Genomic DNA, 25,824 nt, shown 5'->3' with positions numbered 1-25,824 from the left:
GCGCGCAATCACGCTATTGGAGACTCGACGCGAACCGAGCATGCCGGCTTCCCCGTGTGCATAGTCACCCACCGCATGCAGATTCACGCCTGGTAGGCGCTCGCCAAATCCGCCCTCAGGTTGACGTGGCTCAGAAGCAGATCGGCTGACTTCTGCACAGCCGCTGTCGCGATCTGCTTGAACACGGTCGCGTACGTCTTGACCGTCGTCCATGGGTTGGAGTGGCCCAGATCCTGCTGGATCTGTTTGAGATCCATGCCGGCGGCCGAGCCAATGCCTGCAGCACCGTGCCGTAGATCGTGGAACCGCACCGGTGGTAGGCCGAGTTCGTCGACCAGTTTGGTGAACCGGCGCGTCACCCAGTCAGGCCGCAGGCGGCGCCCGTCCGCGTGGACGAACACCCTGTCCTTCGGGCTGACCCAGCCGAACCGTCGTTTCTGTTCGCGCCACAACGCCGACAGCAGCGCCACGCTGAACCTGTCGAGCGTCAACACCCGGACCCCGCCAGCCGACTTCGGCGGTCCCACGATCTCCACACCACGAACGAGGACGACCTGCTCGCGGATCGTGATCTCACCCGCCGCGAGGTCGACGTCCTCCCACCGCAGCCCAACGACCTCGCCTCTGCGGGGGCCACGCAACGCGACCAGCCACCACAACGCGAAGAGCGGGTCGGTCTGGACCGAGCTCAGAAAACCCCCGACGTGGTGGAGATCCCACACCGCGACCCGAGGACGAGCCCCGGTGTTCTTCCACCCCTTCTCGCGCTCGTCGTCCCAGACAACAGCGAGCGGCTGGGCACCGGACGGCAGCCGCAACCCTCGAGCCGGGTTGGCATGGATCACGCCCTGCCGACGCGCCTCAGCCAGCGCCGTGCGGAGCACGGCTCGAATCCCGTTCAGACTCCCCGGAGAGATCAACCTGCCGCCGCGGATGAACGAACGGGAGATCTTGTCCATCGCCCGCTGGGCATCCCGGGGGCGAAGGCTACGCATCTTGTGATGCCCCAGCGCGGGGATCAAGTAGAGACGCACGGCGTCCCCGTACATGACCATCGTCGAGGGCCGCACTCGATCCTTCTGCACCGAGAGCCAGAACTCCAGCCAGCGGCGGACCGTCCACATCCCCGCCGCCTCGTTCCCGGGTGTCTCCCGGAACTCCCAGCAGGCACGCTCCGCGTCGGCACGGCTGGAGAAGCCACCACGGCGAACCCGAACCCGACGCTCGTCCGGCCCTGGCATCTGGAGCGCGAAGTACCACCGACCGTGGAGCTCATCTACCAGCTGCGGGCAACGCGCGCCGAGCTGGCGTTTCGACTGCTCAGCCCGGCAGGCACACCGCCGATACACCAGGCCGGCATCGTTTGCCCTACCCACAGCCGGCGTACCCCGCACCCCTCGTCGATGGCCCAGCCAGATGCCTCTGCCAACGAGCACATCCGGCGGGGGCCTGCTGGCGGAGACGGCTACGACAAGCCCGGAGCTGTGGCCCCGTTCCGGTGTATTGGCGAGGAGACCGCCAGCGCGCCAGGCCAACGCGATGAAATTCGTCCATGGTGGACATAAACACCGCAACACCGTAGTAGCGACGCCGACGCAAGATCATCAGACGTACGGCTGCACTCGGGCACACAAAAGGCCGGATTCGCGTCATCCGTTTGCGAATCCGGCGCTATCAACCCAATAAGTCCAGGTCAACACCGATGCAAGAAGCCCCGAGTGTGGGTCACAGACGTGACCCACACATGACCCACATACGAAAAAACCTGGATCCCCGTCGGCACGGGTTCCAGGTTTTCCAGGTGGATCCAGGTTTCTTACAGTGCGCCCGAAGGGACTCGAACCCCTAACCTTCTGATCCGTAGTCAGATGCTCTATCCATTGAGCTACGGGCGCTCAGTGCTTTGCCAGCATACACACCGGCCTCACACGCGGAGACTCCGGGATTCGAACCCGGGAGGGGCTTTAAAACCCCAACCGCATTAGCAGTGCGGCGCCATAGACCAGACTAGGCGAAGTCTCCCCGGTGACCTCGGGCCACCGACGGTTGAGGATACCGGACCTGCCGAGCGCCGCACAAAGAGGTTGCGACCCGCCGCGCGGCGCAGGTGGCGCAGTGGGCTCCAACAGGTGAAATATCGCCACAACGGCTAGGCTCGCACGGCATGGACGAGAACGTGCCTGAAAGGCGGCGCACTGCCCGGCCCGCGTTCAGTGCGCCCACCGATGCTGGTACCGATGACCAGCCCGCGGAGCGAGGCATCCGACGGGCTCGGAAGGTGGCTCCCGCGGTGACGTTCCAGGCTCCGGGTGCGGAAAATCACCCCGACGAGACCAAGGCCCCTTCCCGTACGCGTCGGCCGCGCCCCACAACCGCAGCACCCGCGCCCACCGCGAGCGAGCCCCCGGCCACGAAGGCGACCAAGCCCCCGGCCAAGAAGGCAGCCCCGAAGCAGCAGCCCGCCTCGGCCAACGGGACAACCCCGGCGCGGAAGGCCACCCCGGCGGACAAGGCAACCCCGGCACCGAACGCGGCCAACACCTCGGCCGACCAGCCGACCCCGGTAGGCAGGAAGACCAAAGCGGCAACCACGGCGCCAGCCAAGGCTGCGAAGGCCGCCCCCGCAAGGAAGGCCGCGCCAAACACAGCCACAGCGGCCAAGAAGGCCGAGCCCCCGAAACGGCCGGCGAAGGCAAACATCCCCGTCAAGCGCACGACCGAAAAATCGGAAGCCCTGACCCCCACCCTCGCCGAGATCACCCCACACGAGGGACAAACCCCAAGCGACCCCTGGGCGAGCCTCATCGCCAACCCAGGCCGCGCGCCCGAACTCCTGGCCCTGGCGGCGGTCCAAACCTTGGGCCACCGAGCCAGCGACTGGGCCACCGAAACCCGCGCTTCCTACCCGAACGCCACCAACCAAGCCCTGTCTCACCTGGCCGCACGCCAATTCACCCGCGTCGGCACGATCGGCAGCGCCATCAGCGCCCTGGCCGGCTCCTACGCCCCCGCCGCTATCCTGGCGAGCGCCGGAATCACCGAGGCCGAGCTGACCCTGCACGTGGCGGCCGCGTACGGATTCGACCCCACCGACCCGGACCGGGCCGCCGACCTCCTGGTCATCGCGCGCGTCCACCCGACGGTCGAGCTGGCCCGCGACGCCATCAGGTCCGGGCACGGCAGCAGCAAATCAACCCTGGTGCGGATCGCTGCCGCCCAGACCGCCGGCTGGGCCCTGGTCAAGCTCGCCGGCCGCCTGTTCCCGGGCACGGCCTTCCTGACGGCCCTGCTGACCGGCACCAACGCCGCCGCGAGCGCGGCGGCCCGCGCCGACGCCTACTACCGCAGGAAAGAAAGCCAGGACTGATCCTTTAGCAGGTCATATCCGATAAAGGCGACGGTGTCGATCAGGCTGTGCGCCACGATCAACGGCATCACCCGCTTGAACCGGAGGAAGAACAGCGCGAAGATCACGCCCAGCACGGCGTTCCCCACGAACGCGCCGAACCCCTGGTACAGGTGGTAGGACCCGCGCAGCACCGCCGAGCACGCGATCACCCACGGCAGCGACACGTTCATCGACCGCAACCGGGTGATCAGGTAGCCGACGACGACCACCTCTTCCAGTATCGCGTTCTCGATCGCCGACAGGATCAGCACCGGGACCGTCCACCACAGCGAATTCAGGGCGGACGGCACGATCTGCGCGCTGATGCCGAGCAACCTCCCGACGTACACAAGCCCCAGCCCGGGAATCCCGATGCAGGCGGCCAGCAACACACCGAAACCCAAGTCGAAGCCGGGTCGTGTGGCCGTCAGGCCGAGTGTTCGCCGCGGCGAGAGACGGTCGCGGGACAGAAGATAGAGCGCCAGCGCCACCGGGATCAGCGAGAAGAAGATGCCGAGCAGCTGGTAGGTCAGATCGAGGTACGGCCGTGGCGACTGCGAGGCGTTCAGGACGGCGGCCTGCTGCGAGAGGGGTTTGCCGGCCGTCAGCTTGGCGATCAGGGAGACCACCGCATAGATCGCGCTCTGGCCCAGCGATAACAGCAGAACGATGACGATCTCTGTGGTGAGGACCCGGCGGGTGCCCGGCGCTCGATCAAGTGTCACGCGACCACTGTAGAAGTCCCTCGAAGGGCTGATCGTAAACGGTTGAAAAGCGGCAAACGTGACGGCATGAATGAGACGAGTCGCACGTTTCGTGCGTCATCTATCCGACCGCCGTGACAAGGCTTGACCCCATGGGAGACCTCGCACGCTTGCTCAAGGAGAGCTGGACCCTGGTCGAGGAGCAGCAGGACAAGGTCGCCAGCTATTTCTACGCGCGTATCTTCCTGTCCCACCCGGATCTACGCGATCTCTTCCCGGTCCACATGGACGTGCAGCGATCACGGCTGCTCGGAGCCATCGTCACCGCGGTCCAGTCGCTCGAGGATCCGGAGAAGTTCGACGAGTACCTGAAGGGCCTCGGGCGCGACCACCGCAAGTTCCACGTGGAACCAGAACACTACGAGGTCGTGGGCGGCGCGCTGATCGAGGCGATGCGGGCGCACGCCGGTGAGCAGTGGAGTGTCGAGTACGACCAGGCGTGGGCGGACGCGTACGCGGTGATCGCCGCCCGCATGATCGCCGGCGCCGAGGCCGACGCGAACCCGCCGTACTGGTATGCCGAGGTGGTGGCGCACGAACGCCGCGCCAAGGACCTCGCGGTCTTCACCGTGCAGCCGATGCAGCCGCTGGAGTTCCGCGCGGGCCAGTACCTCAGCCTCGAAGTCCCGCGGTTCCAGCCACGGCTCTGGCGCACATATTCGGTGGCCAACGCCCCGCGCCGCGACAACACGCTCGAGTTCCACGTCCGCGCCGTGGGAGCGGGTTACGTCTCCGGCGCCCTGGTACGCCGGTTGGAGGTGGGCGACATGATCCGGCTGGCCGCTCCGATGGGCACCATGAACCTGGACCGCCGTTCCACGCGCGACGCGGTCTTCATCGCCGGCGGCACCGGCCTGGCCCCGATCAAGTCGCTGCTGGAGGAGCTGACCCGTTACAACCGGACGCGCTGGGTGCATGTCTTTTTCGGGGCGAAGAACCGCGAGGACCTGTACGACCTGGCCGAGCTGAACCGGCTGGCGGCGCGCTATCCCTGGCTGTCGGTGGTCACCGCGTGCAGCGACGACCCGACCTATCCGGGTGAGCAGGGCATGATCTCGGACGTGGTGGCGCGTTACGGGCCGTGGAACGAGCACGATTTCTTCGTCTCGGGTTCGGGTCCGATGGTCAAGGCCACGCTTAAGACGCTGGCCGAGCTCCAAGTCCCCTCAATCCGCATAAAGTATGACTCGTTTTCGGACTTCGATCAGTAGTCCCAGGGCCGTCCCGTCTGGTTGTAAACCGCCACTGGCACCAGGTTCGACTCGGCGTTCATCCGGTCCACGTACAGCCGGCCCTCCAGGTGATCGATCTCGTGCCCGACCAGCCGCGCCATCGCCCGCTCAAACGAGGTGATCACCCGGGTGCCGTCGAAGCGGGCGTGCTCCACGTCGATCCGCAACGGCCGCAGCACGATCCCGCGGTAGTCGAAGAAGGACAAGCACCCCTCGTACTGCTCGTCGCGTTCCAGGGACTCCCCGACGACACGGGGGTTCAGCAGCACCAACGGCTCGGCGGCGCGCTCGGCGGGGCGTACCACCGCGGCCGCGACCGACCGGCCGATCTGGGGGGCCGACAGGCCCACGCCCTTGCTGAAGTCGTGCAGCTCCTCCAACCGCACCAGCGAGGTCAGCAGCGCCGTCACCGCGTCCCGCGCCTCCAGCTCCTCGCGCGGGAGCTGGAAGTGCCGCGCCCGCTGGCGCAGGAGATCCGAGCCGCGCTGCACGATCCCGATGCCCCGCATCCGGCGCGACGCCCGGTCGTGCCCGTTGAGACGCGCCACCGGGGCGAACTCCGTGTACGACGGCGCGCCCGGCCCGCGGAACCGCCACTCGAGGCGGTAGCGGGCGTTCAGCAGCGGCGCGTCGGTGGTCCACTCGAAGATCGCCCGGTCGTTCTCGTCGTGCCGTTCCAGTGGGGTGCGCACCGGCACCTCGGCGGCCAGCGACGTCTCCACCCCCCAGACCTGCGGGTCGAAGGTGACCGGGAAGTTCAGCCGCACGGTCAGCGTGCGGGTGGGCAGCCGCACGGCCCGCTGGAACCACTGGCCCCACTTCTCCGCGCCGACCGTATACGCGTACTCGATCTTGGTCCGCTTCCCCGGGTACAGCGGGAACTGCCCGCGCTCGTTGGCGAAGAGCAGCCACACCTCCTTGGAGGCGTCCCGGTCCAGCTTCACCCGCCATTGCATGCGCTCGACCGCGTCCCCGTCGCCGGCCAGCGCCGAGAGGTCCATCTCCTCGAACGTGAGCGGGTGCTCGCGGTGGTGCCGATTCGAGCCGGACGGGTCGTTCGGGTACCGGTCCACCGCGATCTTCGCCATGTACCGCGTGACCGGCTCGGCGCCCGCGTTGTAGAGCCAGCGGCGCACCGTACAGCGGTACCGGCCGTCGACGTAGACCAGCTCGGCGACCTCGCGCTCGACGATCAGCCCGGTGCCCGGCGGCAGCCACTGGGCGGGGACCGGCGGATCGCGGTGCATGCCGTTGGTCCCGCGGGCGTGGCGGAGCTCGTCGTACTCCTGGAAGCGCTGCCAGATGGCCCCGCCCGCGCTCAGCACCGCCTCGGCCCGGCGGGCGAAATCCTCGGTGGGCTTGTGCCGGCGTCCTTCGACGTGGCTGACGTAGGAAGGATCGAATCCCATCCGCGCGGCGAGCTGCTTCTTGCTCATCCCGCGCTCGACCCGCCAGTGCGCCAACGCGGTCACGAATTGGTCAGCGGCCCGCTCGACGGGCGAGGTGGTCATCATCGATGTCCCCTTCGCGACGAGAATTTAAGTGTCGCCGCCGCCGGTGTCCGCAAGGTGCTAGTAGCGCGTAGCCGACAGATACCTTGACGAAAGCCCCAACGCCGCCGGTGTGGGTTAGGTAACCCTCTCCTGGGGTATCCGTCCGAGTACCCGGATTGGTTAGGCTAGCCTTAACGTTGTACGGTGGGTCGTCTTGAGAGACCCCGACGCTGGCGAGGTATGACGAGGTGAACACGGTGATCCACCACTCGACTCGCGCAACGGTGGGATAACTCTCGGTGACTACGCTCCAGCATCCCCGGCTGCACACGACCGCCAAGCCTCTGGACCCGGTGATCGCGACCTTGCGCGCGATGTTCGGCACCACCACCGAGATCCCGAGCCTCGCGCCCGATCTGCTGGTCTCCGACCCGACCGGCTGGATCCCCGCGGCAACGCTGGCGACCGACAATCTCGACGTCATGCTGGACGCCGCCCGCCGCAGCTGGAACGCGCAGCCGCACGCCGCCGCCGCGCTCGCCTGGAAGTCGTTCACTTACTGGCTGGCGCTGCCCGCGGTGCTGGCCTACGCGTCGTCGCGCCGGGTTCCGCTGCTCAGCCCGTCGAACGTGCTGGTCCACTTCCGCACCGCGCGCCCGCTGCTCACGCTGGGCCTGCGCGACGACATCCCGGTCGCGGTCCTGCCCGGCGATCCGATCGCCATCGCCGGCCTGCCCCAGGTCCGGGTCGTCGCCGACGAGACGGCACTGCTCGACGAGCTCCGGCGCACGCTTCTCGACGAGACCGTCACCCCGCTGCTCGACGCGATCCACGACCGGGTCCGGCTGGGCAAGCGCCTGTTGCTCGGCTCGCTCGCCTCCGCCATCGCCTACGGCGTCCTGCGCTCGGCCGACACGCTGCCCGGCCCGTCCGCCGAGACCATCGCCGACCTGCAGGCCGCCCTGGGCGTCGAGGACCTCACCGAGCTCGTGCACGACCGCCAGGGCCAGCTCGACGTCCAGCGCAAGACCTGCTGCCTGGCCTTCACCCTGCCCACGCCCAAGGTCTGCCGGGGCTGCTGCATCAAATAATCATCCGGTACGGGATTTTCGAAAAGTCCCGTCCACCGGCGCCCGGCCAGGCGCCACTCACTCTCCTCACGCGGCCAGCCGGGCTGTCCAGTGTGGAGACTTCGGTCACAACTCACCCGCCCGTCCGGTCCTTAGCTCCAGGACCGCGACGGAAGGGGAGTTCGATGAGGACCAGCAGGCTGGAAGCATTCAGCGACGGCGTGTTCGCGATCATCATCACGATCATGGTGCTGGAGCTGCGGGTGCCGGCGGGCCACGCGTTCGCCGAGCTGATCCACACCAGCGGCGTCGGGCTGCTGACGTATCTGCTCAGCTTCGTCTACGTCGGCATCTACTGGAGCAACCACCATCACCTGTTCCACCTGGTGCGCCGGGTGAACGGCGGCATCCTGTGGTCGAATCTCGCCCTGCTGTTCAGCCTGTCGCTGTTCCCGTTCACGACCGCGTGGGTGGACGAGTCGAAGCTCGCCCCGACCCCGGTCGCCGTCTACGGCATCAACCTGCTCGGCGCCGCGGTGGCGTACATCGTCCTGCAGCGCGTGATCATCTGGAGCGAGGGCCCGGATTCGCCGCTGCGGCACGCCATCGGCTCGGACGCCAAGGGGAAGGCCTCGGTGGTGCTCCTCGCCGCCGGGCTGCTCAGCGCGCTGACGATCGACCGCGACGGTCACCTCGGGTCGATCCTAGGCCTGGCCTTCTTCGCGGCGCTGGCGATCCTCTGGATCGTCCCGGACCGCCGAATCGGGCGGGCGATCCGGGAGAACGAGCCCCGGCTCCGCGAGCCGGAGCCGCAGCCGAGCGAGCCGGCGCCGCAGAAGGCCGAGCGCCGCGAGGGCGACCGTCAGTTGTCGTAGTCCGGGCCGGTCAGCACCACGTTCGGGTCGTCGACCAGGTGCCGCACGTCCCAGACCCAGACGCCGCCCTTCCACGTCGGCGCGAAGCCGAGCAGTTCGGTCATCGTCTGCATCATCTCGATGTCCCGGATCTGCGGGGCCAGGATGATCGCCCCGGCCCGCCAGTAGCGCAGGTCGGCAAGCGTCATCTCACGCCGTACGTTATTGATCTCGGGGGTGGGGTTGCCCTGCCGGATCGAGGCCATCAGACCGCTGGTCGGGCGCCACGGCGGCGAGAACTGGGCGGTGCGGTCGTCCGGGTCGAGCGGGTTCTGGTTCGGCAGCAGCGCGTACGCGCCGGCGATGCGCATGTCCAGTCCGGTCTGCGCGCTCCACCGCAGCGGGTCCGGGTAGCTGGAGTCCGGCGTCGGCAGCGGCACGATCGTGTGATCGCCGGCCGCGTACTGCTTCCAGTCGCCGAAGGTGACGAACGCGGGCGTCGGGATCATCCGCGACGTCTCGAGCTGGGTCGGCACGAGCGGCACCAGAGCCATCGCCACCGCCGTGATCGTGGCGACCCGCACCGGGCCGCGCGCCGACGACGACGTTCGCATGACCTCCCGGGCGCGCTGGCAGCCCATCGCCAGCAGGATGCCGACGACCGGGGTGACCGCCATCGCCCAGCGGGTCGGCACCGCCGAGTTCAGCACCGGAACGCTGTGCAGTACGGCCCAGATGCCGGGAATCCCGGTGTTGATCCCATTGACGTAAATTCGCGGTCCGAGCGACATCGCCGCGAACAGCAGTGCCACCCCGCCGAGGGTCAGCACCTCCACCCGGCGCCGCATCCACACCAGCAGCCCGAAGAACAGAACCACCAGTCCCCAGCCGAAGAATGCGTTCTGTTCCGCGGGATTCTGCGCCAGCCGGTCGGACACCACGGAATTCCCCGCGATGGATCGACTCGAATAGGCGGTGAACGATGCGAGATCGGCACCGAAGTTGCGCACGAACGGCGCCAGCCCGTGATACGACTGCGGCCCGAAGAACTGGACCGACAGCGGATATGCGAGCAACGTGACCGCGGCCGCCGCGGCCACCGCCAAGCCGCGCAGGAAGTTTCGGATCTCGCCCGGGTTGCGCTTGCGCCGGGTCAACCCCATGACGACGCAGAAGACGCCGAGGCCAACGGCGGTCATGAACAAGATCTCTAGGTTGATGAATGCCTGCCAAACCAGCAGGCCGGCCAGGATCAGCCCATTGCGCATCGGCCGCCGATCATCGCGAAGCCGCAGCGTACGCCAGATGATCAGGGGGATCAGGAACTGCGAGACGATGTTCGGATGGCCGCCGGCGTGCGCCACCATGCTGGGCGCGAACGCGCAGAACAGTGCGCCCACCCAAGCCGCGAGGCGCGATCGTACGAACTGTCGAGACAGCACGAAATACCACGAGATGCCGGTCAGCGCCAACGCGAGAGTAAGAAATACGTTGAACGACACATGCGGACCGAAGAGCAGAGTCACCGGCGTCAACGGCAGTGAAACGGCCAACACCGAGGTGTTGGCCATCATGTTCACCCCATCGGGGTAATTCATGCGATCCGAGAAGAACGGATATGCGCCATCCGTGAGCACCCGCGCACCATGCGCCAACATCCACTCAAAGAAAGCTTGGTCCTGCGGATCGTCGCGTAGTTGGTGATCAAGATTGGCCCACAACGGTGCGGTGATGTAGATCGCCACAGCGACGAATGTCGCGATCGCCAGCAGGTCGCGCCAACTGATCAGGCGCCGGGCGCGAAGCCACCGCCGGGTATCGCGTTGCTGCTCAGGGGCCGCCTCGACTTCGGGTATGACCGGGGTGGCCGTGTTCGGCGCAGCGTCCGCGCGGATCGTCCGCAGCTGGGCTTCCAGGTCTTCGGCGTCGCTCTGTGGTCGTGGCGGGACAACGTTGCCGCCGGTCGACTTGCCAGTCGAGTCAATACCCGTAATCGTCATAGCAGCGGCAACCCTAACCGAGGTTGGTAACGTTGTTGTGACGAGCGGCCGATGCGTGATCGAGCCGATATCTACGTCGTTTTAGGGGGCGTCGGCATGCGGGGCCAACCAAGTGGTGTACCCAGCAAGCCAATGTCTCAATCAGGCAAATAATGAGCGGCCGACCACGGCTCAACTTTCGGTTAGGCGTCCCGGATGGTTAGCTCGTCCGGTCCCGCTGTCAGCTCGGATCGGCAAGACGAGGGAACCTTACTTATGGCAGACATCACTGGAGACCAGCGGATCCAGTCCGAAGTGCTCGAGGGTTTGGCGACCGCGGTGAACCATCGCCGTTGGTTCGTCGAGCTCGCGCTCCCGTACCTGGGGAAGAACCCGATCGAGATCGGAAGCGGTCTCGGGGACTACGCGATCGAGTGGGCTGAGCACCTTCCGCGGTTCACGGCGACGGAAGCCGACCCTGACCGGCTCGTGCAGCTCAAGGAGCGCATGGCCGATCATCCGAACATCGACGTGCGTCAGATGCTGCTGCCCGCGGCCGACGCGCAGGGCGAGTTCAGCGCGGTCGTCTCCTACAACGTGCTCGAGCACATCGAGGACCACGTCGGCGCCCTGCGCAGCATGGCCGACCTGGTCGTGCCGGGCGGCCGGATCATCCTGATCGTGCCGGCGTTCATGTTCGCGATGAGCCAGGTCGACATCGCCACCGGCCACATCCGGCGCTACACGAAGAAGTCCATGCGCACCGCGATGGCCGAGGCCGGCCTCACCGTGGAGAAGCTGCACTACGCCAACGCGCTGGGCCTGATCGGCTACTACGGCGCGACGAGCGTCTTCAAGCTCACGCCGAAGGAAGGCCCGATGGTCAAGGTGTACGACTCGCTCGTGCTGCCGGTGACCAAGGCCGCCGAGCGCATGGTGAAGCCGCCGTTCGGTCAGTCGGTGTTCGTCGTGGCTCGCACGCCCCGCTGAGCACAGGCGTACGCGAAAGGCCGCCAGGTTCGCACCCGGCGGCCTTTTCCCGTCAGGCCCTGACCTGGTAGGTCGGGGTGATCACCGCCCGGGCGAGCGTGTGGAACGCGAGGTTGAACCCGACGTAGGCGGGAGTCGCCTCCGGGCTCACGTCGAGCCGGTCCACGTCGATCGCGTGCACCGCGAAGAAGTACCGATGCGGGCGATCGCCGGGCGGTGGCGCCGAACCGCCGTAGCCACGCTCGCCGTAGTCGGTGCGCACGGTGAACGCGTCGAGAGGCAGCGGGTCGGCGCCGCGCGCCAGCTCGGTGACGGCGACCGGCAGGTTCACCACGACCCAGTGCCAGAAGCCGCTGCCGGTCGGAGCGTCCGGGTCGTAGCAGGTCACCGTGAAACCGCGGGTCTCCGCCGGGAAACCCGACCAGGAAAGCTGCGGCGAGAGATTCTTGCCGCCGACGCTGGGATGCGCGTGCAGATCGTCGAGCGGCTGCCCGTCGGTCACATCGGTGCTGGCCACGCTGAAGGCCGGAACCGGCGGGAGAAGATCGTAAGGATCCGGGGCTACGGGACGGTCAAGACTCATCGTGTCCTCCGCGACGTTGCGAGGATTCCCCCATCGACGCGAGCCTAACTGTTGAGCCCGCCTCACCCGATCGGGGCGACGCACATGACGTCCGTAGCGGGCCGGCCGCCGGGGGCGATGCTTCTGTCTGACATCCGACCGGGTGCGTGCGGCAGAGATCCCCGTGCCTGGTGGCGATCACCCAGCAAGTCGGCACCCGTTTGGAGCGGGTGCCGACTGCTGTGAATCCCGGAACACCACCTCGCGGCACCGGAGCCGGTGCGAAAATCTTGGCATGAGAGCCCCGCTGCCGGTCGATGAGCCGGCCAGGCTGGCGGCACTGCACGACACACAGGTGCTGGACACCCCGCCGGAAGAGGATTTCGACGACATCGCGCTGCTGGCGTCGGAGATCTGCGGTACGCCGATGGGCCTGGTCAGCCTGGTCGCGGAGGACCGCCAGTGGTTCAAGGCAAGGGTCGGGCTGGACATCGCGCAGACCTCCCGGGACCTCTCGTTCTGCGCGTACGCGATCCATGGCCACGACCTGCTCGAGGTGCCGGATGCGTCGCGGGACGCCCGATTCGCGGACAACCCGGTGGTGACCGCCGAGAACGGCGGGATCCGGTTCTACGCGGGCGCTCCGGTCGTGCTGGACGGCACCCACTCGGTCGGCACGGTCTGCGTGGTCGATCATGTGCCGCGGGAGCTGAGCGGCGCGCAACGGCGTTCGCTGCGCAGCCTGGCCCGGCACGCGGCGGTCCAGCTCGAACTACGCCGCTACGCCCGGCACGCCGGGGAGATCGCCGACCGGCTGCGGCAGCTCGACCGGATGAAGGACTCGTTCCTGGCGAACGTCAGCCACGAATTGCGCACGCCGCTGTCCACCATCCGCGGCTATCTGGAGATCCTGCTGGAGGGCGAGTTCGACGGCGACACCTCGCGGCGGTTCCTGTCGGTGATGGACCGCAATTCGGAGCGGCTGCTGCGGCTCATCGAGGAATTGCTCCAGGTGGCCCGCCAGAACGACGACGTGGTGCGGCTTGACCTGGGCGAGCTGGACCTCGCGGACCTGACCCATCAGGTGATCGCGGCGTGCCGGCCGCTGGCCGAGCACAAAAAGGTCGCGCTGTGGGACCGTACCGCCCGCCCGGCACCCGCCCGCGGCGACGCGAAACGCCTGGCCCAGGCCCTGAACCACCTGGTGGTCAACGCGATCAAGTTCACCCAGCCGGGCGGCGAGATCACCGTCGACTCGGACACCGGGCCGGAAGCCGAGCTGATCATCTCGGACACCGGGGTCGGCATCGACTCGGACGACCTGCCGCACGTCTTCGACCGCTTCTACCGCTGTGCCGCCGCCGACGTGATGGCGGTGCCCGGCCCCGGACTGGGCCTGTCGATCGTCAAGTCGATCATCGAGGCGCACCACGGCAGCATCCACGTGTCGAGTGAGCCGGACGTGGGGACGACCGTCCGGCTCACCCTGCCGCGCTGCTGATCGTGGTGGGCCGTGTTCCGTTCCGTTCGCTGATTTCGCATTCACGGCCTAGAAACGCGCCACTCGCAGCCCCGAGTAGAGCTTGCGATAGACCACCCCGGTCCGGTGGTTACCCGCGTCGATCATCATGCCGCGGCCCATGTAAATGCCCACGTGGCCGCTGCCGACGACCAGGTCGCCGGGCCGTGCTTTGGACCGCGAGATGACCCGTGCGCGGGCGGCCTGGGCGCGTGACGAATGCGGCAGCCGCACCCCGGCCTGGGCGTAGGCACGCTTGGTCAGACCCGAGCAGTCGAAACCGCCCCGGCCCTCGCCGCCGCTCACATAGCGCCGGCCGACCTGCGATTTCGCGTACGCGATCACGGCCGTCATGCCGTTGGCCACACGGACCACCTGATGGCCCCGTTTGACCACGGCGTGTCTGGTGACGACCGAGCGGACGACGTGGGTCCGTCGGATGATGTGCCGCGTGGCCCGCCGTGGGGTGGTGGCCCCGCGGTGCGCGGCGCGGGCCTCGCGGGCCCAGCGTGCCTCACGGGCTCTGGCGCGGGTCGCCTCGCGGGCCGCCCTTCGTACGGCCTTGCGCTCGGCGGTGCGCAGCTCGCTCGCCCGCCGGAGATGGTTGCCGCGCCGGGCGGAGGCCCGGGAGGCGCGTTGCGCCATGGTGGCGCGGTCACCGAAAGCGACATTCTGGTCGATTTTCCTAAGCGCCGGCGCTTGCAGCGCCGATGCCTTGGTGCCTCTTTCGGCGGGATCGGGAGCCGGGACGGCCTGGGCGTGCTCGGTAGCGTCGAACGCCGGCGCGATGGCGGCCAGCGCGATAGCACCGGCGGTGAGCGCCCGGCTCGGGGACGGACGATGCAGTGTTGCCTCCGATATCGGCCCGGGGCACTCGCGCGAATCCCGCCGACGTGGCCCATAACCGCAGGCCGCGCCCTACCGCCAGAGAATGCGCGGCAATGGGAACCCGGACAACTCGTTATTTCCGTCGACCATGCCAACACACTTCCGGAATGTTCCGCGGGCGATTTCAGACATTCACCCATGACCAATCGTGGAAAAGAATCGAGTTTGAGGTGTCGATCCGCGTATTTCTATTTCCGTAATTGGTTGGTGGATGACCAGGTGGGAGCCTTTCCCGGCCCGGGAAATGTCTTCCCCGGACCGATCTCGCGCAAACCCGGCGGGGTGTCACCCGATGGTGCTACGTTCGGCACGGCACCCGGGTCGCCGGGGCTTGTTACGGCGTCGCTACGGCTTGCTGAGGCCTTGCTAGCGCCTTGCTACGGCCTTGCTAGGGCCTTGCGCTAGGGCAGCAGCAGGATCTTGCCCAGGTGCCGGCTCGACTCCATCAGCCGATGTGCCTCGCCGGCCTCGGACATGGGCATCCGGGTGTCGATGATCGGCTTGATCGCACCGGCCGCCACGAGCGGCCACACGTCGCGGCGCACGCCCTCGACGATCCGCGCCTTGGCCGCGTCCGGGCGCGTCCGCAGCGACGTCGAGAAGAGCGCTCCCTGCTTGTCCCGGAGGCGTACGAGATCGATCTCGGCATGCCGGCCGCCCAGCGTGCCGATCGACATGATCCGGCCGTTCGGGGCGAGGACGTCGACGTTGCGTGCCATGTACTTGGCGCCGATGATGTCGAGCACCACATCCGCCCCGGCGTCGCCGGTGTGGTCCTTTGTGGCCGTGACGAAATCCTCGGTGGCGTAATCGATGACGAGGTCCGCGCCGAGCTCGTGCAGCCGGTCGTGCTTCTCCTTGCGAGCGGTCGCGACCACGGTGGCGCCGAGCGCCTTGCCGTACTGGATCGCGAACGTGCCGATGCCGCTGCCACCGCCGTGCACCAGCAGCGTCTCGCCCTTGCGGAGCCGGCCGTTGTCGACGACGTTCGACCAGACCGTGCACGCGACCTCGGGCAGCGCGGCCGACTCCTCCAGGGAGAGTCCGGTGGGCACCGGCAGCAGCTGCCCGGCCGGCACCGCGACGCGCTCCGCGTAGCCGCCGCCGGCCAGCAGCGCGCACACCCGCTCGCCGACGTGGTGCCCGGCGACCCCGGCCCCGACCGCGCTGATCACGCCTGCGCACTCCAGCCCCGGATACTCCGGTGCGCCGGGCGGCGGCGCGTACGTGCCCTTCCGCTGGCTGACGTCGGCCCGGTTGACCGCGGCGGCGGTGACCTCGATGACCACTTCACCCGGGCCGGCGGTCGGGTCCGGCACATCCCGCCAGACCAGCTTCTCGTCTTCGACAACGATTGCGTGCATGACACAAGTTTGCACGCGCAACCGCCGGTTTGCTGAAGTGAGGATTCCGACGTCGCACCGGCATGCGCGTGGGCCGGGAGCGCGTCTGGCAGACTGGGACGGCAACATCGGGAGGGCTCGCCTAGTGGCCGATGGCGCCGGTCTTGAAAACCGGTAAGGGGAAACTCTTCGTGGGTTCGAATCCCACGCCCTCCGCACACTCACGCCGTCACGCTCGGGTGATGCACCTCACCGGGACTTCATCTCCGAGTCACCGGGGGTTTGCCGTCCGGGCCTTGATGATCAAGCGGTAAGCAGGAGAATCGGCCCGAAGCGCGCGGGGCCCCAGGCCGAAACTGCCCCTTCAGCAACGCACCGTGCCGCTCAGCACGTCACCGCATTGCGAGGGGCCACGCTACCGAACCTCACCACGCCTGTATACACATCACCACACCTCAACCTGAGACCGTGGCGCGGCGGGCGAAGTGGGAACCTTCCAATGTGATCGATCGCGAGGGAATGACGCCGCTGTACCTCCAGGTGGCGGATCTCATCGCGGCCCGGATCAGCTCGGGTGAATTGGCCCCCAACCGGCCCGTCCCGTCGGAACACGAGCTGGCCGCGGCGTTCGGTGTGGCCCGGGGAACGGCCCGAAAGGCGCTGGGTGTCCTAAAAGACCGCGGCCTGGTGGTGGCGGTAAACGGCCGGGGCACGTTCGTGCGCGAAAGGCCGTAACGACCCCGTTTTCCAAGCGTCCACTGTGCTCCGTCGATTCTCTGGTGATCCCGCCCACTCACTACACGGCGCAGCTTCCCACACCCACACCCCGCCACCCAAGCCGTGGGAACCCGCGACGCCCAGAGCGCCCACCCTCCCCACACCGGCCACGCGCCACCCGAGCCGTGGGGATCTTCACCCCCCGGAGCGCCCGCACTCCCCACACCCTGACTCCGCCACCCCAGCTGTGGGGACCTCCACCCCCCGGGGCGCCCGCACTCCCCACACCCTGACTCCGCCACCCCAGCTGTGGGGACCCCCACCCCCCAAAGCGCCCGCACTCCCCACACCCTGACTCCGCCACCCCAGCTGTGGGGACCCCCACCCCCCAAAGCGCCCGCACTCCCCACACCCTGACTCCGCCACCCCAGCTGTGGGGACCTCCATCCCCCGGAGCACCCGCACTCCCCACACCCTCACCCCGCCACACCAGCGGGCGCGGCCTCACGGTTGACACGGCTGGCTAATCGGATTAGCTTTTGGCTAACGCGATTAGCTAACGGAGGCAGAGATGACCGAGTTCCTGAGCGTCGACGGCGGCACCATCGCCTACGAGGTGACCGGCGAGGGGCCGCTCGTGGTGCTCGCGCACGGCATGGGTGACAGCCGCGCGTCGTACCGCTTCGTGGTCCCGCAGCTGGTCACGGCCGGCTACCGGGTCGCCAACGTCGACCTGCGAGGCTGCGGCGAGTCCAGCACCGGCTGGCCGGCGTACAGCCGCACCGCGATCGCCGGCGACCTGGCCGCCGTGATCCGCCACCTCGGCGGGCCGGCCGTGCTGGTCGGGCAGTCGATCTCCGGTGGCGCCGCCACTATCGTCGCGGCGACCGAGCCGGAGCTGGTCAACGGCATCGTCGAACTGGCGCCCTTCACCCGGAACCAGGCGATCAAGCTGAGCGACCTGCGCGTCAAGCGCTACCGGGCGGGCATGACCCGCCTGCTGATCACCGGCCTGCTGGGCAGCGTGAAGGCCTGGCTCAGCTACCTGGAGGTGGCCTACCCGGGGCGCCGCCCGGCCGACTGGGACGCCCAGATGGACCGCATCCGGCGCGAGATGAGCGAGCCCGCCAAGATGAAGGCCATGCAGAAGATGGGCACCTCCTCGGCCGCCGACGCGGGAGCGCATCTCACCGGCGTACGCTGCCCGGCTTTGATCATCGAGGGTTCGCAGGACCCGGACTGGGGCGACCCGCGCGCCGAGGGCGAGGCGATCGTCGCCGCGATGCCGGACGCCACGCTCGAGCTGATCGAGGGCGCCGGCCACTACCCGCACACGCAGTACCCGGACGAGACGTCCGCGCTCATCCTGGCGTTCCTGAGCCGGACCGCGGAGGCCAAGCGTGCCTAGGGCGGGTCTGGACGCCGCGAGCGTGGTGGCCTGTGCCGCCGCGGTGGCCGACGAGGTGGGCTTCGCCGAGCTGAGCATGGGCCTGGTGGCCGAGCGGCTCGGCGTCCGCACCCCGTCGCTCTACAAGCACGTGGACGGGCTCGCCGACCTGAACCGCCGGATCGCCGTGCTGGCGCTCAACGAGCTGGGCGACGCGGTCCGGGACGCGATCGGGGGCCGGTCGGGTTCGGACGCTCTGGGCGCTATGGCCCGGGCGATCCGCGACTTCGTGGTCAAGCATCCGGGCCGGTACGCGGCGACCGTCGGCATGCCGGGCGGCGACCAGGCCGACCCGCTGGACGTCGCCGGCGCCCGGGTGATCACGTCGATGGCCGCGGTGCTGCACGGCTACGACATCGCGCCCCAAGACCTCAACCACGCCTTGCGTACGCTACGTAGCCTGCTGCACGGCTTCGCCACTCTGCAGGCGGCCAACGGCTTCCAGTGGGACGACGACGCCGAGGAGAGCTTCGCCTGGCTGGTCGCGTTCGCCGACCGGGGGCTGCGCCGCACCGGCGGCTAACGCAACGCCTCGCGCGCGGAGAACATCACGCTGGCCGCCAGGAAACCCGCGTTGACCAAAGTGAACAGACCGATGTACCAGATCGTCCACTGTGGCGCGATGGTGAGCACCACCCCGGCGAGCGCGATCACCGCACCGTAGTCGCGGACGAGCTTCACCATCCGCACCGGCGTCGACCGGCTCTTGACCATGCTGGACGCCTGGTCGCCGGACTGCATCACCGAGGTGACCAGGTTGACCATCCACGTCCCCGCGAACGCGGCCAGCAACCACGCCGGGGTGTCCGGCACCTGCGCCGCCGCGGTCGCCGCCAGCGCCGCCACGAGAGAGATCTGCACGGCCACGTCGCAGAGCACGTCCAGACGCCCGCCCGCGGCGCTGGCCCGCCGGGTGACGCGCGCCAGCTGACCATCCGAGCAGTCGAAGGCGTACGCCAACTGCCACCCGATCAGCGCGAGCAAACCGATCGGCCAGGCCCACACCCGGCCCTCGGCGACCGGACCGGCGGCCGCGATGACCACGCACGAGACCAGGCAGCCGAGACCGAGGTTGAACACCGTCAGCACGGACGGCGCGAGCCGGCGCTTGTGCGCGCCGACCGCGATCCGGGCGCCGATGCGCTGGCTGATCGCCTCGCTGAAGAGCCCGCCACCCCGGTTGACCGCGTAGAACTCGGCGGCCGTCGGGCTCGGCCCGGTCGCGTAGACGGACCCGGTACCGGGATCGGGTTCAGAGGTTCGCGAGGGCTTCGGCATACTCGTCCAGCTTTCGGTGGATGTCGTCCGGGGACATCGCGAGGTGCTCCAGGATCGTGTACCGGTCCGGACGCGTCCGCGGCGCGAAACCGACGGCCTCCACGAACTGCGCGGCGTCCAGTCCCACGTCCTCCGGCAGCCGGGGCAGCTGGTGCCGCAGCAGGCACTCGCCCATCTGGGCGAAACGGCGCTCGTCGCCGCGCAGGAACGTGCAGAACAGCGCGCCGAGCCCGGCCAGCTCGCCGTGCGAGGCGGTGCCGGGGAACAGCGAGTCGATCGCGTGCATGATCTCGTGGCAGCCGCCGCTGGCCGGCCGGCTGCTGCCGCACACCGCCATCGCCAGGCCGCTGGAGATCAACGCCTCGGCGAGCACCGTCGCGAAGGCGTCGTCGCTCAGGTCACCGGGCATCGTGAGGACCGCTTCGGCGCCCATCCGGGCCAGCGACGCGGCGAGTCCGTCGAACGGCTCGTCGCGCACCATGCGGGCCAGCTCCCAGTCGGCGAGCGCGCTGATGTTGCTGATCGCGTCGCCGATGCCGCCGCGGTTGACGCGTTCCGGCCCGATCTCGACGAAGTCCAGGTCGACGATCACGCCGAACGGGATGTGCACGCCGTACGAGCCCTTGATGCCGTCGTTGATCAGGCTGGCCACCGGGGAGGCGATGCCGTCGTTCGCGAGGCTGGTGGCCACCGAGATCATCGGCAGGCCCCAGCGGTCGGCCGCGTACTTGGCGGTGTCCACAGTGGTGCCGCCGCCGATGCCGACCACCGCGTCGTACGGGCGGGCGCGCAGCTTGCCGGCCAGCTCCATCGCGGCGTCCAGGGTGCCGCCGCTGGTCGTGTAGAGGTCGGCCGCGCCCAGTGACGGCCCGATCAGCCGGGCGACCCGCTCGCCGAGCCCGGGGCCGACCACCACCGCCACGTCACCGCCGGCCGAGATGCGGCCGTCGGCGAGGATGCGGCCGAGGTCGGCGATGGCACCGCGGCGCACCAGGATGTGCAGCGGCGCCTGGACCGTGCGGGCTAGTAGCGGCATGCGATCTCCCGCGCCTTGGCCAAGTCCTCGTGGTTGTCGACCTCGACCCAATCGACCTGGCCGATCATCGCGGGGCGCACCTCGCCGCCGCGGTTCGCGTACTCCTGGAAGCCGTCCTCGTAGTAGCGGGAGGGATCGCGCTCCCAGGTCGCCTTCAACGCGTCAGCCAGCGCGGACGCGGCCGCGGCCTCGATGATGTTGGCGCCGATGTACTCGCCGGTGGCGTCCGCCGGCTCCATCAGCTTCGTAATCTTGGTGAGTTGTCCATCTCCGTTGAAGACGGTCTTCATCTCCTCGTCACCAAGCTTCTTCAGATTGTCGATGGCCAACAAAATGCTCGGACCACGATCGGCAAGGAGGGTCTGCTCGACGCTCACCGGGTGCACGGTGTCGCCATTGACCATCAACGCTCCTTGAGCGAAGTGGTCACGGGCGAGCCAGAGGGAGTAGGCGTTGTTCCACTCCTCGGCTTTGTCGTTATGGACGAGGCTGATCTTGACGCCGTACTTGTCCTCGAACGCCGCCTTGCGCTCCTCGACAGCGTTCGCGCAATAACCCACGACGATGGTGACGTCCGTGAGTCCGGCGGCCGCCAAGTTACGAATAGAGATATCCATGATCGTGGTCTCGCCGTCCACCGGGACCAGGGCCTTGGGCAGCGTGTCCGTGTAGGGGCGCAGCCGACGGCCGGCACCGGCGGCGAGGACCAAACCGATCATGGAGAGATCTCCTGTTCGAGGGGCACGTCGGGGATCGATCCGGCGAGCATAACGGAGTGTGTCCCACAGGCCGGACGACCCGAGGCGTCGGAAGATTCTATAGAGACGGCTCGTAAGCTGATGAGCATGACCGCTGAGCAGCTCATCTCCTTCGCACGTGGCGCCCCCTCGCTCGACATCATCGACGTCGAGGGCCTCAAGGCCGCCGCCGCGCGCGCGTTCGACGCCGACCCCGCCGGCGTGACGGCATACGGCACCTCCGTCGGCTACCTCCCGCTGCGCAAGTGGATCGCCGACAAGCACGAAGTCTCCGCCGACCAGGTCATCGTCACCAACGGCTCGCTCCAGGCGGATGCGTTCCTGTTCAACCACCTGGTCAAGCCGGGCGACGACGTGGTCGTGGAGAAGCCGACGTACGACCGTACGCTGCTGAGCCTGCAGAATCTCGGTGCGAAGGTGCACCAGGTCACGCTGCGCGAGGACGGTATCGACGTCGACGAGCTGCGCGCGCTGCTCGAGTCGGGGATTCGCCCCAAGCTGGCGCACATCATCCCGAACTACCAGAACCCGGCCGGCACCCGGCTGTCGCTGGAGAAGCGTCGCGCGCTGCTCGAGCTCGCCGTTCAGCACGAGTTCGTGATCTTCGAGGACGACCCGTACGCGGACATCCGGTTCAGCGGCGAGGCGCTGCCGTCGATGCTCTCGATGGACACCGACAACGTGGTGGTGCACGCCTCCAGCTTCACCAAGACGGTGTGCCCCGGCGTGCGCGTGGGCTACCTGGTCGGCCCGGCCGCACTGATCGACGCGATCGCGAAAAAGGCCACCAACCTGTACATCTCGCCCGGCATGGTCTCCGAGGCGATCGTGCACCAGTTCTGCGTCTCCGGCGACATCGACCGCTCGATCGCCACGGTCCGCACCGCGCTGGCCGAACGCGTCAGGCTGCTCGCCGAGTCGCTCCGCAAGCACATCCCCGGCGCGACGTTCACCGAGCCGAGCGGCGGGTACTTCCTCTGGGTCGACCTGCCCTCGGACGTGGATGTGGACAAGCTGTTCCCGGCCGCGATGAAGAAGGGCGTAGCGATCGTCAAGGGCAGCGACTTCCTGCTCGACGGCGGCAAGCACTCGGTACGCCTCGCCTACTCGGCGGTCACCAACGATCAGATCGACGAGGGTGTCCGCCGCCTGGCGGACGCGATCGCGGACGTTCGCGGCTGAGCACCGTCCGACCGGCGCCGGGCGGCTGATTCCGCGGCCGACCCGGGGCCCGTCACTCGGTGAAGTAGCCTCGACCGGGCGCGTCGTCCGGTGTGGGGAGGTTGCAATGAGCGAACGTGAAACGGGTAACGGGAACCGGCATAAGCCCTTGTCACGGGCCTTCTCCGCGCCCGTGCGGGCGATGAACCGCTTCCTGGGTGCACCCGGCGTCAATCCGGACGGCTCGGTGCGTCCGGCGGTCGGCGGCAGCGCCGTGGTCGACTGCGGCGTGTACGCGAACGGGCAGCGGCTGCCCGGCACGTTCACCCCCGACCAGGCGCTGCAGATCGCCTGTTCGCCGGAGCAGGAGAACGCCTTCGTCTGGCTCGGCCTGTTCGAGCCGTCGGAGGAGGAGATGTTCGAGGTCGCCAAGATCTACGGGCTGCACGAGCTGGCCGTGGAGGACGCGGTCAAGGCCGAGCAGCGACCCAAGCTGGAGCAGTTCGGGTCGGTGAACTTCCTGGTCATGCGTACCGCTCGGTACGTGCCGCACCGGGAGCTGACGGAGACGTCCCAGGTGGTCGAGACCGGCCAGATGATGATCTTCGTGGGCGAGCAGTTCGTCATCACGGTGCGGCACGGGGACGCTTCCGAGCTCGGTTCGGTCCGGGCGAATCTGGAGACCGAGCGGGCCAACCTGCTCGAACAGGGTCCCTGGGCGGTGGCGTACGCGGTGACCGACCGGGTGGTGGACCACTACCTCGCGGTGGCCGAGCAGGTCGAGGCCGATCTCGAGGTGATCGAGGAGGGCGTCTTCAGCAACGGCAAGAACGCGAGCCCGATCCAGGCGGTCTACCAGATGAAGCGGGAGCTGGTGGAGTTCCGCCGGGCGGTGGGCCCGCTGCAGCGGCCGATCGCCACCATCGTCGCGATCACGCCGAAGAAGATCGGCCGGTACTTCCGGGACGTCCAGGACCACCTCACCCGTACGGTCGAGCAGGTCGCCTCCTACGACGATCTGCTGAACTCGATCCTGCAGGCACGGCTGGCCCAGGTCACCGTCGATCAGAACAACGACATGCGCAAGATCGCCGCGTGGGCCGGCATCGCGACCGTGTGGGCGGCCGGCGCCGGCATCGAGGGCATGAACTTCAAGCACATGCCGGAGCTCGACTGGCTCTACAGCTATCCGGCGTGGTGGACGATCATCCTGCTGGTGACGGTGCTGCTCTACCGCGCGTTCCGGCGCAACGGCTGGCTCTAGCGACATCGACAGTGGCCCCTATCGTGACGGAATGCCGTCGCGTCAGGACCAGCTGCATTCGTACCAGTACTCGCTTCAGCGGGTAGTGGCCGCGCTGGTCACGCACGACCCCGACCCGGCCCGCTCGCCGCTGCGCCGAGCGGGCATGACCGCCCTGGTCAGCCTGCTGATCGCGAGCCTCGCGGTGGGCGCCGCGGCGGTCTACGGGCTGATCACCGGCAACGGCAACGTCGAACCCCGCGACCCCAACGTGGTGTTCCAGGAGAAGGGCACCGGCGCCCGGTTCGTCTACCTCGACTCGGACCAGAAGTTGCACCCGGTGCTGAACTACGCATCCGGCCTGCTGCTCGCCGCGGCCCAGTCGCCGAAGCTCAAGAGCGTCTCGCCGGAGAAGCTGGCGGCGGTGCCGCTCGGCGACCCGGTCGGCATCCCGGACGCGCCCGACTCGCTGCCCCGGCCCGGCTCGCTGATCGTCGACCGCTGGTCGGTCTGCAACGACAACCAGGGCGAGAACCCGCGCAGCACGCTGCTGGTCGGTGACCGCCTCGCCGACGGCACGGTGCTGTCCCGGGCCGGCCGCGGGTTCCTGGTCCGCGACCCCGAGCAGCAGGTCTATCTCGTCTTCGACAACCGGCGCTTCGCGATCCCGGGGTCCCGCCTGATCGCCACGCTGCGCGTGCTGCGGTGGGCCGATCAACAGCCGTGGCCGGTGTCGCTGGCGTGGATCAACGCGGTGCCGCCCGGCCCCGATCTCGCCGCGCCCGACCTGCCGGCGAGCGGCGGCCGCTCGGCGCTGGGCGACTTCGAGGTCGGTCAGCTGGTCACCGACGGCCGGCAGGTCGCGGTGATCCTCGCCGACGGCGCGGCCGCGCTCACCGACGTGCAGGCGCTGCTGATGCAGGCGGTACCGGGCGCGGCGCGGCCGCTCGACATCGGCGCGGACTTCCTGCGGCTGCGGCAATCCCGCACGGTGATCAGCGACAAGGGCCGGCCGGACGCGCTGCCCGCCACGGTGCCGCCGCTGCTCGACCGGACCCCGGTGCGGGCCTGCCTCACCCTGCCGGTGGACCCGAGGAACGGTGACGGCATCCGGATCGACCCGGCCGTGCCGGCCGGCGTCGGCGTGACCGGGGCGGACGCGGCGCCCGGGGCGGTGCTGGCCGATCAGGTGCACGTGGCGCGCGGCCGGGGGGCGCTGGCGGTCGTGGCCGCCTCACCGAGCACCCCGGCCGGGAGCGGGACGGTCAGCCTGGTCACCGACACCGGCCTGCAGTATCCGCTGGCCAGCCGCGCTTTGCTGACGAAGCTGGGATACGGCGACGTGCGGCCCCGGCAGATCCCGGCGCCGCTGATCTCGCTGCTGCCGCTCGGCCCGGCGCTGGACCCGGCGCGGGCACGACAGACGAACCCCCAATAGCCGTACGGGCGGGCCCGCCTGGGACCGCCCGTACGACCACGGAAACGCTATCGGGGGGACTGCTTGGCCGGGTCCGACGTGGTGCCGTTGGGCGACGTCCCGTCCGGCTCGAAGGCGGCGTCGTCCGCCCCGGCCGGTGCCGTGGAGATCGGCGCGGCGGGGTCGTACTCGTCCCATTGAGCGGCCTTACGGCGCTTCGCCGCATATGCCGCGCCGACGCCGATCGCGGTACCCAGCAGGGCGTACCCGAAAAGCTTGGATTTGCTGCGGCCCGACTTGCGGTTGAGCGCCTTGTTAGCCCGTTTTTCCAGCTTGCGGGCGCTCTTCTTGTTCTCCTTGGTGGTCTTGCGCGACTGCGTGCCGGACACCTTGCTGCCGGTCTGCTTCACCTGCTCGGTGGCCGCGGCGACCAGCGGTGTGAGTGTGGCGACAGCGCTGTCCCAACCGCTCGAAGCGGCCCCCTTGGCGGCCGTCGCGGCCGGTTGCACACGGTCCTTGGCAGCGTTCAGCTTGGGCCCGACTGTCGCGCCTGTCTCCTGCGCCGCGAGCGACGCCGCGCGCTTGAAGTGGTCCATGCTCTGCCCGAACTCGTTCTTCATTCGCCGGTTACGGCTCTTGCGACGCATCGTTGCGAACACCAGTGCCCACCTCCTGTGGTCTCTCC

The 25,824-nt window shown here is 68.6% G+C and carries 23 protein-coding genes and 3 tRNA genes; 13 read left to right on the top strand and 13 right to left on the bottom strand.

All coding sequences use genetic code 11. The annotated features are described in order from the left end of the window. Positions 1-83: 83 nt before the first annotated feature. The 3 genes from xerC to HH310_RS25505 form a co-directional block, all read right to left on the bottom strand. Complete coding sequence (xerC, locus tag HH310_RS25515; RefSeq protein WP_248294391.1) at positions 84-1,124, bottom strand: tyrosine recombinase XerC; 1,041 nt, start codon at positions 1,122-1,124, stop codon at positions 84-86. 698 nt (positions 1,125-1,822) lie between these two features. Further along, positions 1,823-1,895, bottom strand: a tRNA-Arg gene (locus HH310_RS25510). Between the two features lie 36 nt (positions 1,896-1,931). Next, a tRNA-Ser gene (locus HH310_RS25505) sits at positions 1,932-2,022 on the bottom strand. A 268-nt stretch (positions 2,023-2,290) separates the two neighbouring features. Between HH310_RS25505 and HH310_RS25500 the strand changes: the two genes are divergently transcribed. Continuing rightward, positions 2,291-3,367 (top strand): hypothetical protein, encoded by a 1,077-nt coding sequence (locus HH310_RS25500; RefSeq protein WP_169178163.1) that lies wholly within the window; start codon positions 2,291-2,293, stop codon positions 3,365-3,367. On the opposite strand, the gene HH310_RS25495 is transcribed toward HH310_RS25500, so the two are convergent. Then, on the bottom strand, positions 3,340-4,113 hold the full coding sequence (locus HH310_RS25495; RefSeq protein ID WP_169178162.1) for a CPBP family intramembrane glutamic endopeptidase: 774 nt from the start codon (positions 4,111-4,113) through the stop codon (positions 3,340-3,342). The two genes, HH310_RS25500 and HH310_RS25495, sit on opposite strands and share 28 nt — an antisense overlap. A gap of 131 nt (positions 4,114-4,244) precedes the next feature. On the opposite strand from HH310_RS25495, the gene HH310_RS25490 reads away from it, so the two are divergent. After that, on the top strand, positions 4,245-5,363 hold the full coding sequence (locus HH310_RS25490; protein ID WP_169178161.1) for a globin domain-containing protein: 1,119 nt from the start codon (positions 4,245-4,247) through the stop codon (positions 5,361-5,363). Here HH310_RS25490 and HH310_RS25485 read toward each other — a convergent pair. Beyond that, entirely contained in the window at positions 5,357-6,895 is a 1,539-nt protein-coding gene (locus HH310_RS25485) for a peptide deformylase (RefSeq protein ID WP_169178196.1), read from the bottom strand. The two genes, HH310_RS25490 and HH310_RS25485, sit on opposite strands and share 7 nt — an antisense overlap. Positions 6,896-7,251: 356 nt before the next feature. Between HH310_RS25485 and HH310_RS25480 the strand changes: the two genes are divergently transcribed. Both HH310_RS25480 and HH310_RS25475 read left to right on the top strand, forming a co-directional pair. After that, positions 7,252-7,968, top strand: coding sequence for an IucA/IucC family C-terminal-domain containing protein (locus tag HH310_RS25480; protein WP_169178195.1), 717 nt, complete (start codon positions 7,252-7,254; stop codon positions 7,966-7,968). A gap of 164 nt (positions 7,969-8,132) precedes the next feature. Beyond that, positions 8,133-8,822, top strand: a complete 690-nt coding sequence (locus HH310_RS25475) for a TMEM175 family protein (protein ID WP_169178160.1) — start codon at positions 8,133-8,135, stop codon at positions 8,820-8,822. Here HH310_RS25475 and HH310_RS25470 read toward each other — a convergent pair. Next, positions 8,810-10,801: a hypothetical protein gene (locus HH310_RS25470; protein ID WP_211192605.1), complete on the bottom strand. Its 1,992-nt coding sequence runs from the start codon at positions 10,799-10,801 to the stop codon at positions 8,810-8,812. The genes HH310_RS25475 and HH310_RS25470 overlap by 13 nt on opposite strands. Before the next feature lie 255 nt (positions 10,802-11,056). On the opposite strand from HH310_RS25470, the gene HH310_RS25465 reads away from it, so the two are divergent. Next, positions 11,057-11,770 (top strand): bifunctional 2-polyprenyl-6-hydroxyphenol methylase/3-demethylubiquinol 3-O-methyltransferase UbiG, encoded by a 714-nt coding sequence (locus tag HH310_RS25465; RefSeq protein ID WP_169178159.1) that lies wholly within the window; start codon positions 11,057-11,059, stop codon positions 11,768-11,770. 52 nt (positions 11,771-11,822) lie between these two features. Here the strand turns inward: HH310_RS25465 and HH310_RS25460 are convergent, their stop codons facing one another. Beyond that, positions 11,823-12,353, bottom strand: coding sequence for a YbhB/YbcL family Raf kinase inhibitor-like protein (locus HH310_RS25460; RefSeq protein ID WP_169178158.1), 531 nt, complete (start codon positions 12,351-12,353; stop codon positions 11,823-11,825). Between the two features lie 274 nt (positions 12,354-12,627). Between HH310_RS25460 and HH310_RS25455 the strand changes: the two genes are divergently transcribed. Beyond that, positions 12,628-13,833 carry a cell wall metabolism sensor histidine kinase WalK gene (locus HH310_RS25455; protein WP_169178157.1) on the top strand — a complete coding sequence of 402 codons (1,206 nt, stop codon included), beginning with the start codon at positions 12,628-12,630 and terminating at the stop codon, positions 13,831-13,833. A gap of 48 nt (positions 13,834-13,881) precedes the next feature. Here the strand turns inward: HH310_RS25455 and HH310_RS44075 are convergent, their stop codons facing one another. Both HH310_RS44075 and HH310_RS25445 read right to left on the bottom strand, forming a co-directional pair. Further along, complete coding sequence (locus tag HH310_RS44075; protein ID WP_248294390.1) at positions 13,882-14,496, bottom strand: C40 family peptidase; 615 nt, start codon at positions 14,494-14,496, stop codon at positions 13,882-13,884. A 644-nt stretch (positions 14,497-15,140) separates the two neighbouring features. After that, positions 15,141-16,103, bottom strand: a complete 963-nt coding sequence (locus HH310_RS25445; protein ID WP_169178156.1) for an NAD(P)H-quinone oxidoreductase — start codon at positions 16,101-16,103, stop codon at positions 15,141-15,143. Positions 16,104-16,213: 110 nt separating this feature from the next. Here HH310_RS25445 and HH310_RS25440 point away from each other — a divergent pair. From HH310_RS25440 to HH310_RS25425, 4 genes are all read left to right on the top strand, one after another. Then, a tRNA-Ser gene (locus tag HH310_RS25440) sits at positions 16,214-16,298 on the top strand. Between the two features lie 285 nt (positions 16,299-16,583). Further along, positions 16,584-16,817, top strand: coding sequence for a GntR family transcriptional regulator (locus HH310_RS25435; protein ID WP_312034309.1), 234 nt, complete (start codon positions 16,584-16,586; stop codon positions 16,815-16,817). Positions 16,818-17,370: 553 nt separating this feature from the next. Further along, positions 17,371-18,207, top strand: a complete 837-nt coding sequence (locus tag HH310_RS25430) for an alpha/beta fold hydrolase (protein ID WP_169178155.1) — start codon at positions 17,371-17,373, stop codon at positions 18,205-18,207. Beyond that, on the top strand, positions 18,200-18,769 hold the full coding sequence (locus HH310_RS25425) for a TetR-like C-terminal domain-containing protein (protein WP_312034308.1): 570 nt from the start codon (positions 18,200-18,202) through the stop codon (positions 18,767-18,769). Before HH310_RS25430 ends, HH310_RS25425 begins: the two co-directional genes overlap by 8 nt. On the opposite strand, the gene HH310_RS25420 is transcribed toward HH310_RS25425, so the two are convergent. The 3 genes from HH310_RS25420 to HH310_RS25410 are packed head-to-tail and all read right to left on the bottom strand — an operon-like array spanning position 18,766 to position 21,279. Then, positions 18,766-19,524 (bottom strand): CDP-alcohol phosphatidyltransferase family protein, encoded by a 759-nt coding sequence (locus HH310_RS25420; protein WP_169178154.1) that lies wholly within the window; start codon positions 19,522-19,524, stop codon positions 18,766-18,768. The genes HH310_RS25425 and HH310_RS25420 overlap by 4 nt on opposite strands. After that, complete coding sequence (locus HH310_RS25415) at positions 19,499-20,560, bottom strand: iron-containing alcohol dehydrogenase family protein (protein ID WP_169178153.1); 1,062 nt, start codon at positions 20,558-20,560, stop codon at positions 19,499-19,501. Before HH310_RS25415 ends, HH310_RS25420 begins: the two co-directional genes overlap by 26 nt. Beyond that, positions 20,548-21,279 carry a sugar phosphate nucleotidyltransferase gene (locus HH310_RS25410; protein WP_169178152.1) on the bottom strand — a complete coding sequence of 244 codons (732 nt, stop codon included), beginning with the start codon at positions 21,277-21,279 and terminating at the stop codon, positions 20,548-20,550. The genes HH310_RS25415 and HH310_RS25410 overlap by 13 nt, the downstream gene beginning before the upstream one ends. A 126-nt stretch (positions 21,280-21,405) precedes the next feature. Here HH310_RS25410 and HH310_RS25405 point away from each other — a divergent pair, with 126 nt between their 5' ends. From HH310_RS25405 to eccB, 3 genes are read left to right on the top strand one after another with little or no spacing between them, the layout of a single operon-like run. Beyond that, a complete protein-coding gene (locus tag HH310_RS25405; RefSeq protein WP_169178151.1) occupies positions 21,406-22,500 on the top strand; it encodes a PLP-dependent aminotransferase family protein in 1,095 nt (364 codons plus the stop codon). A 25-nt stretch (positions 22,501-22,525) separates the two neighbouring features. Further along, entirely contained in the window at positions 22,526-23,743 is a 1,218-nt protein-coding gene (locus tag HH310_RS25400) for a magnesium and cobalt transport protein CorA (RefSeq protein ID WP_396027542.1), read from the top strand. A gap of 31 nt (positions 23,744-23,774) precedes the next feature. Beyond that, positions 23,775-25,160 carry a type VII secretion protein EccB gene (eccB, locus tag HH310_RS25395; protein ID WP_169178149.1) on the top strand — a complete coding sequence of 462 codons (1,386 nt, stop codon included), beginning with the start codon at positions 23,775-23,777 and terminating at the stop codon, positions 25,158-25,160. 47 nt (positions 25,161-25,207) lie between these two features. Here the strand turns inward: eccB and HH310_RS25390 are convergent, their stop codons facing one another. After that, the gene (locus tag HH310_RS25390; RefSeq protein WP_312034307.1) at positions 25,208-25,798 is read right to left on the bottom strand and encodes a hypothetical protein; all 591 of its coding nucleotides are present in this window, start codon (positions 25,796-25,798) and stop codon (positions 25,208-25,210) included. Between the last annotated feature and the right edge of the window lie 26 nt (positions 25,799-25,824).

This window comes from Actinoplanes sp. TBRC 11911 (assembly GCF_012933445.1).
GTDB lineage: Bacteria > Actinomycetota > Actinomycetes > Mycobacteriales > Micromonosporaceae > Actinoplanes.
Note: the sequence above shows the minus strand (reverse complement) of the source record. Positions and strands in the feature narration are given on the sequence as shown.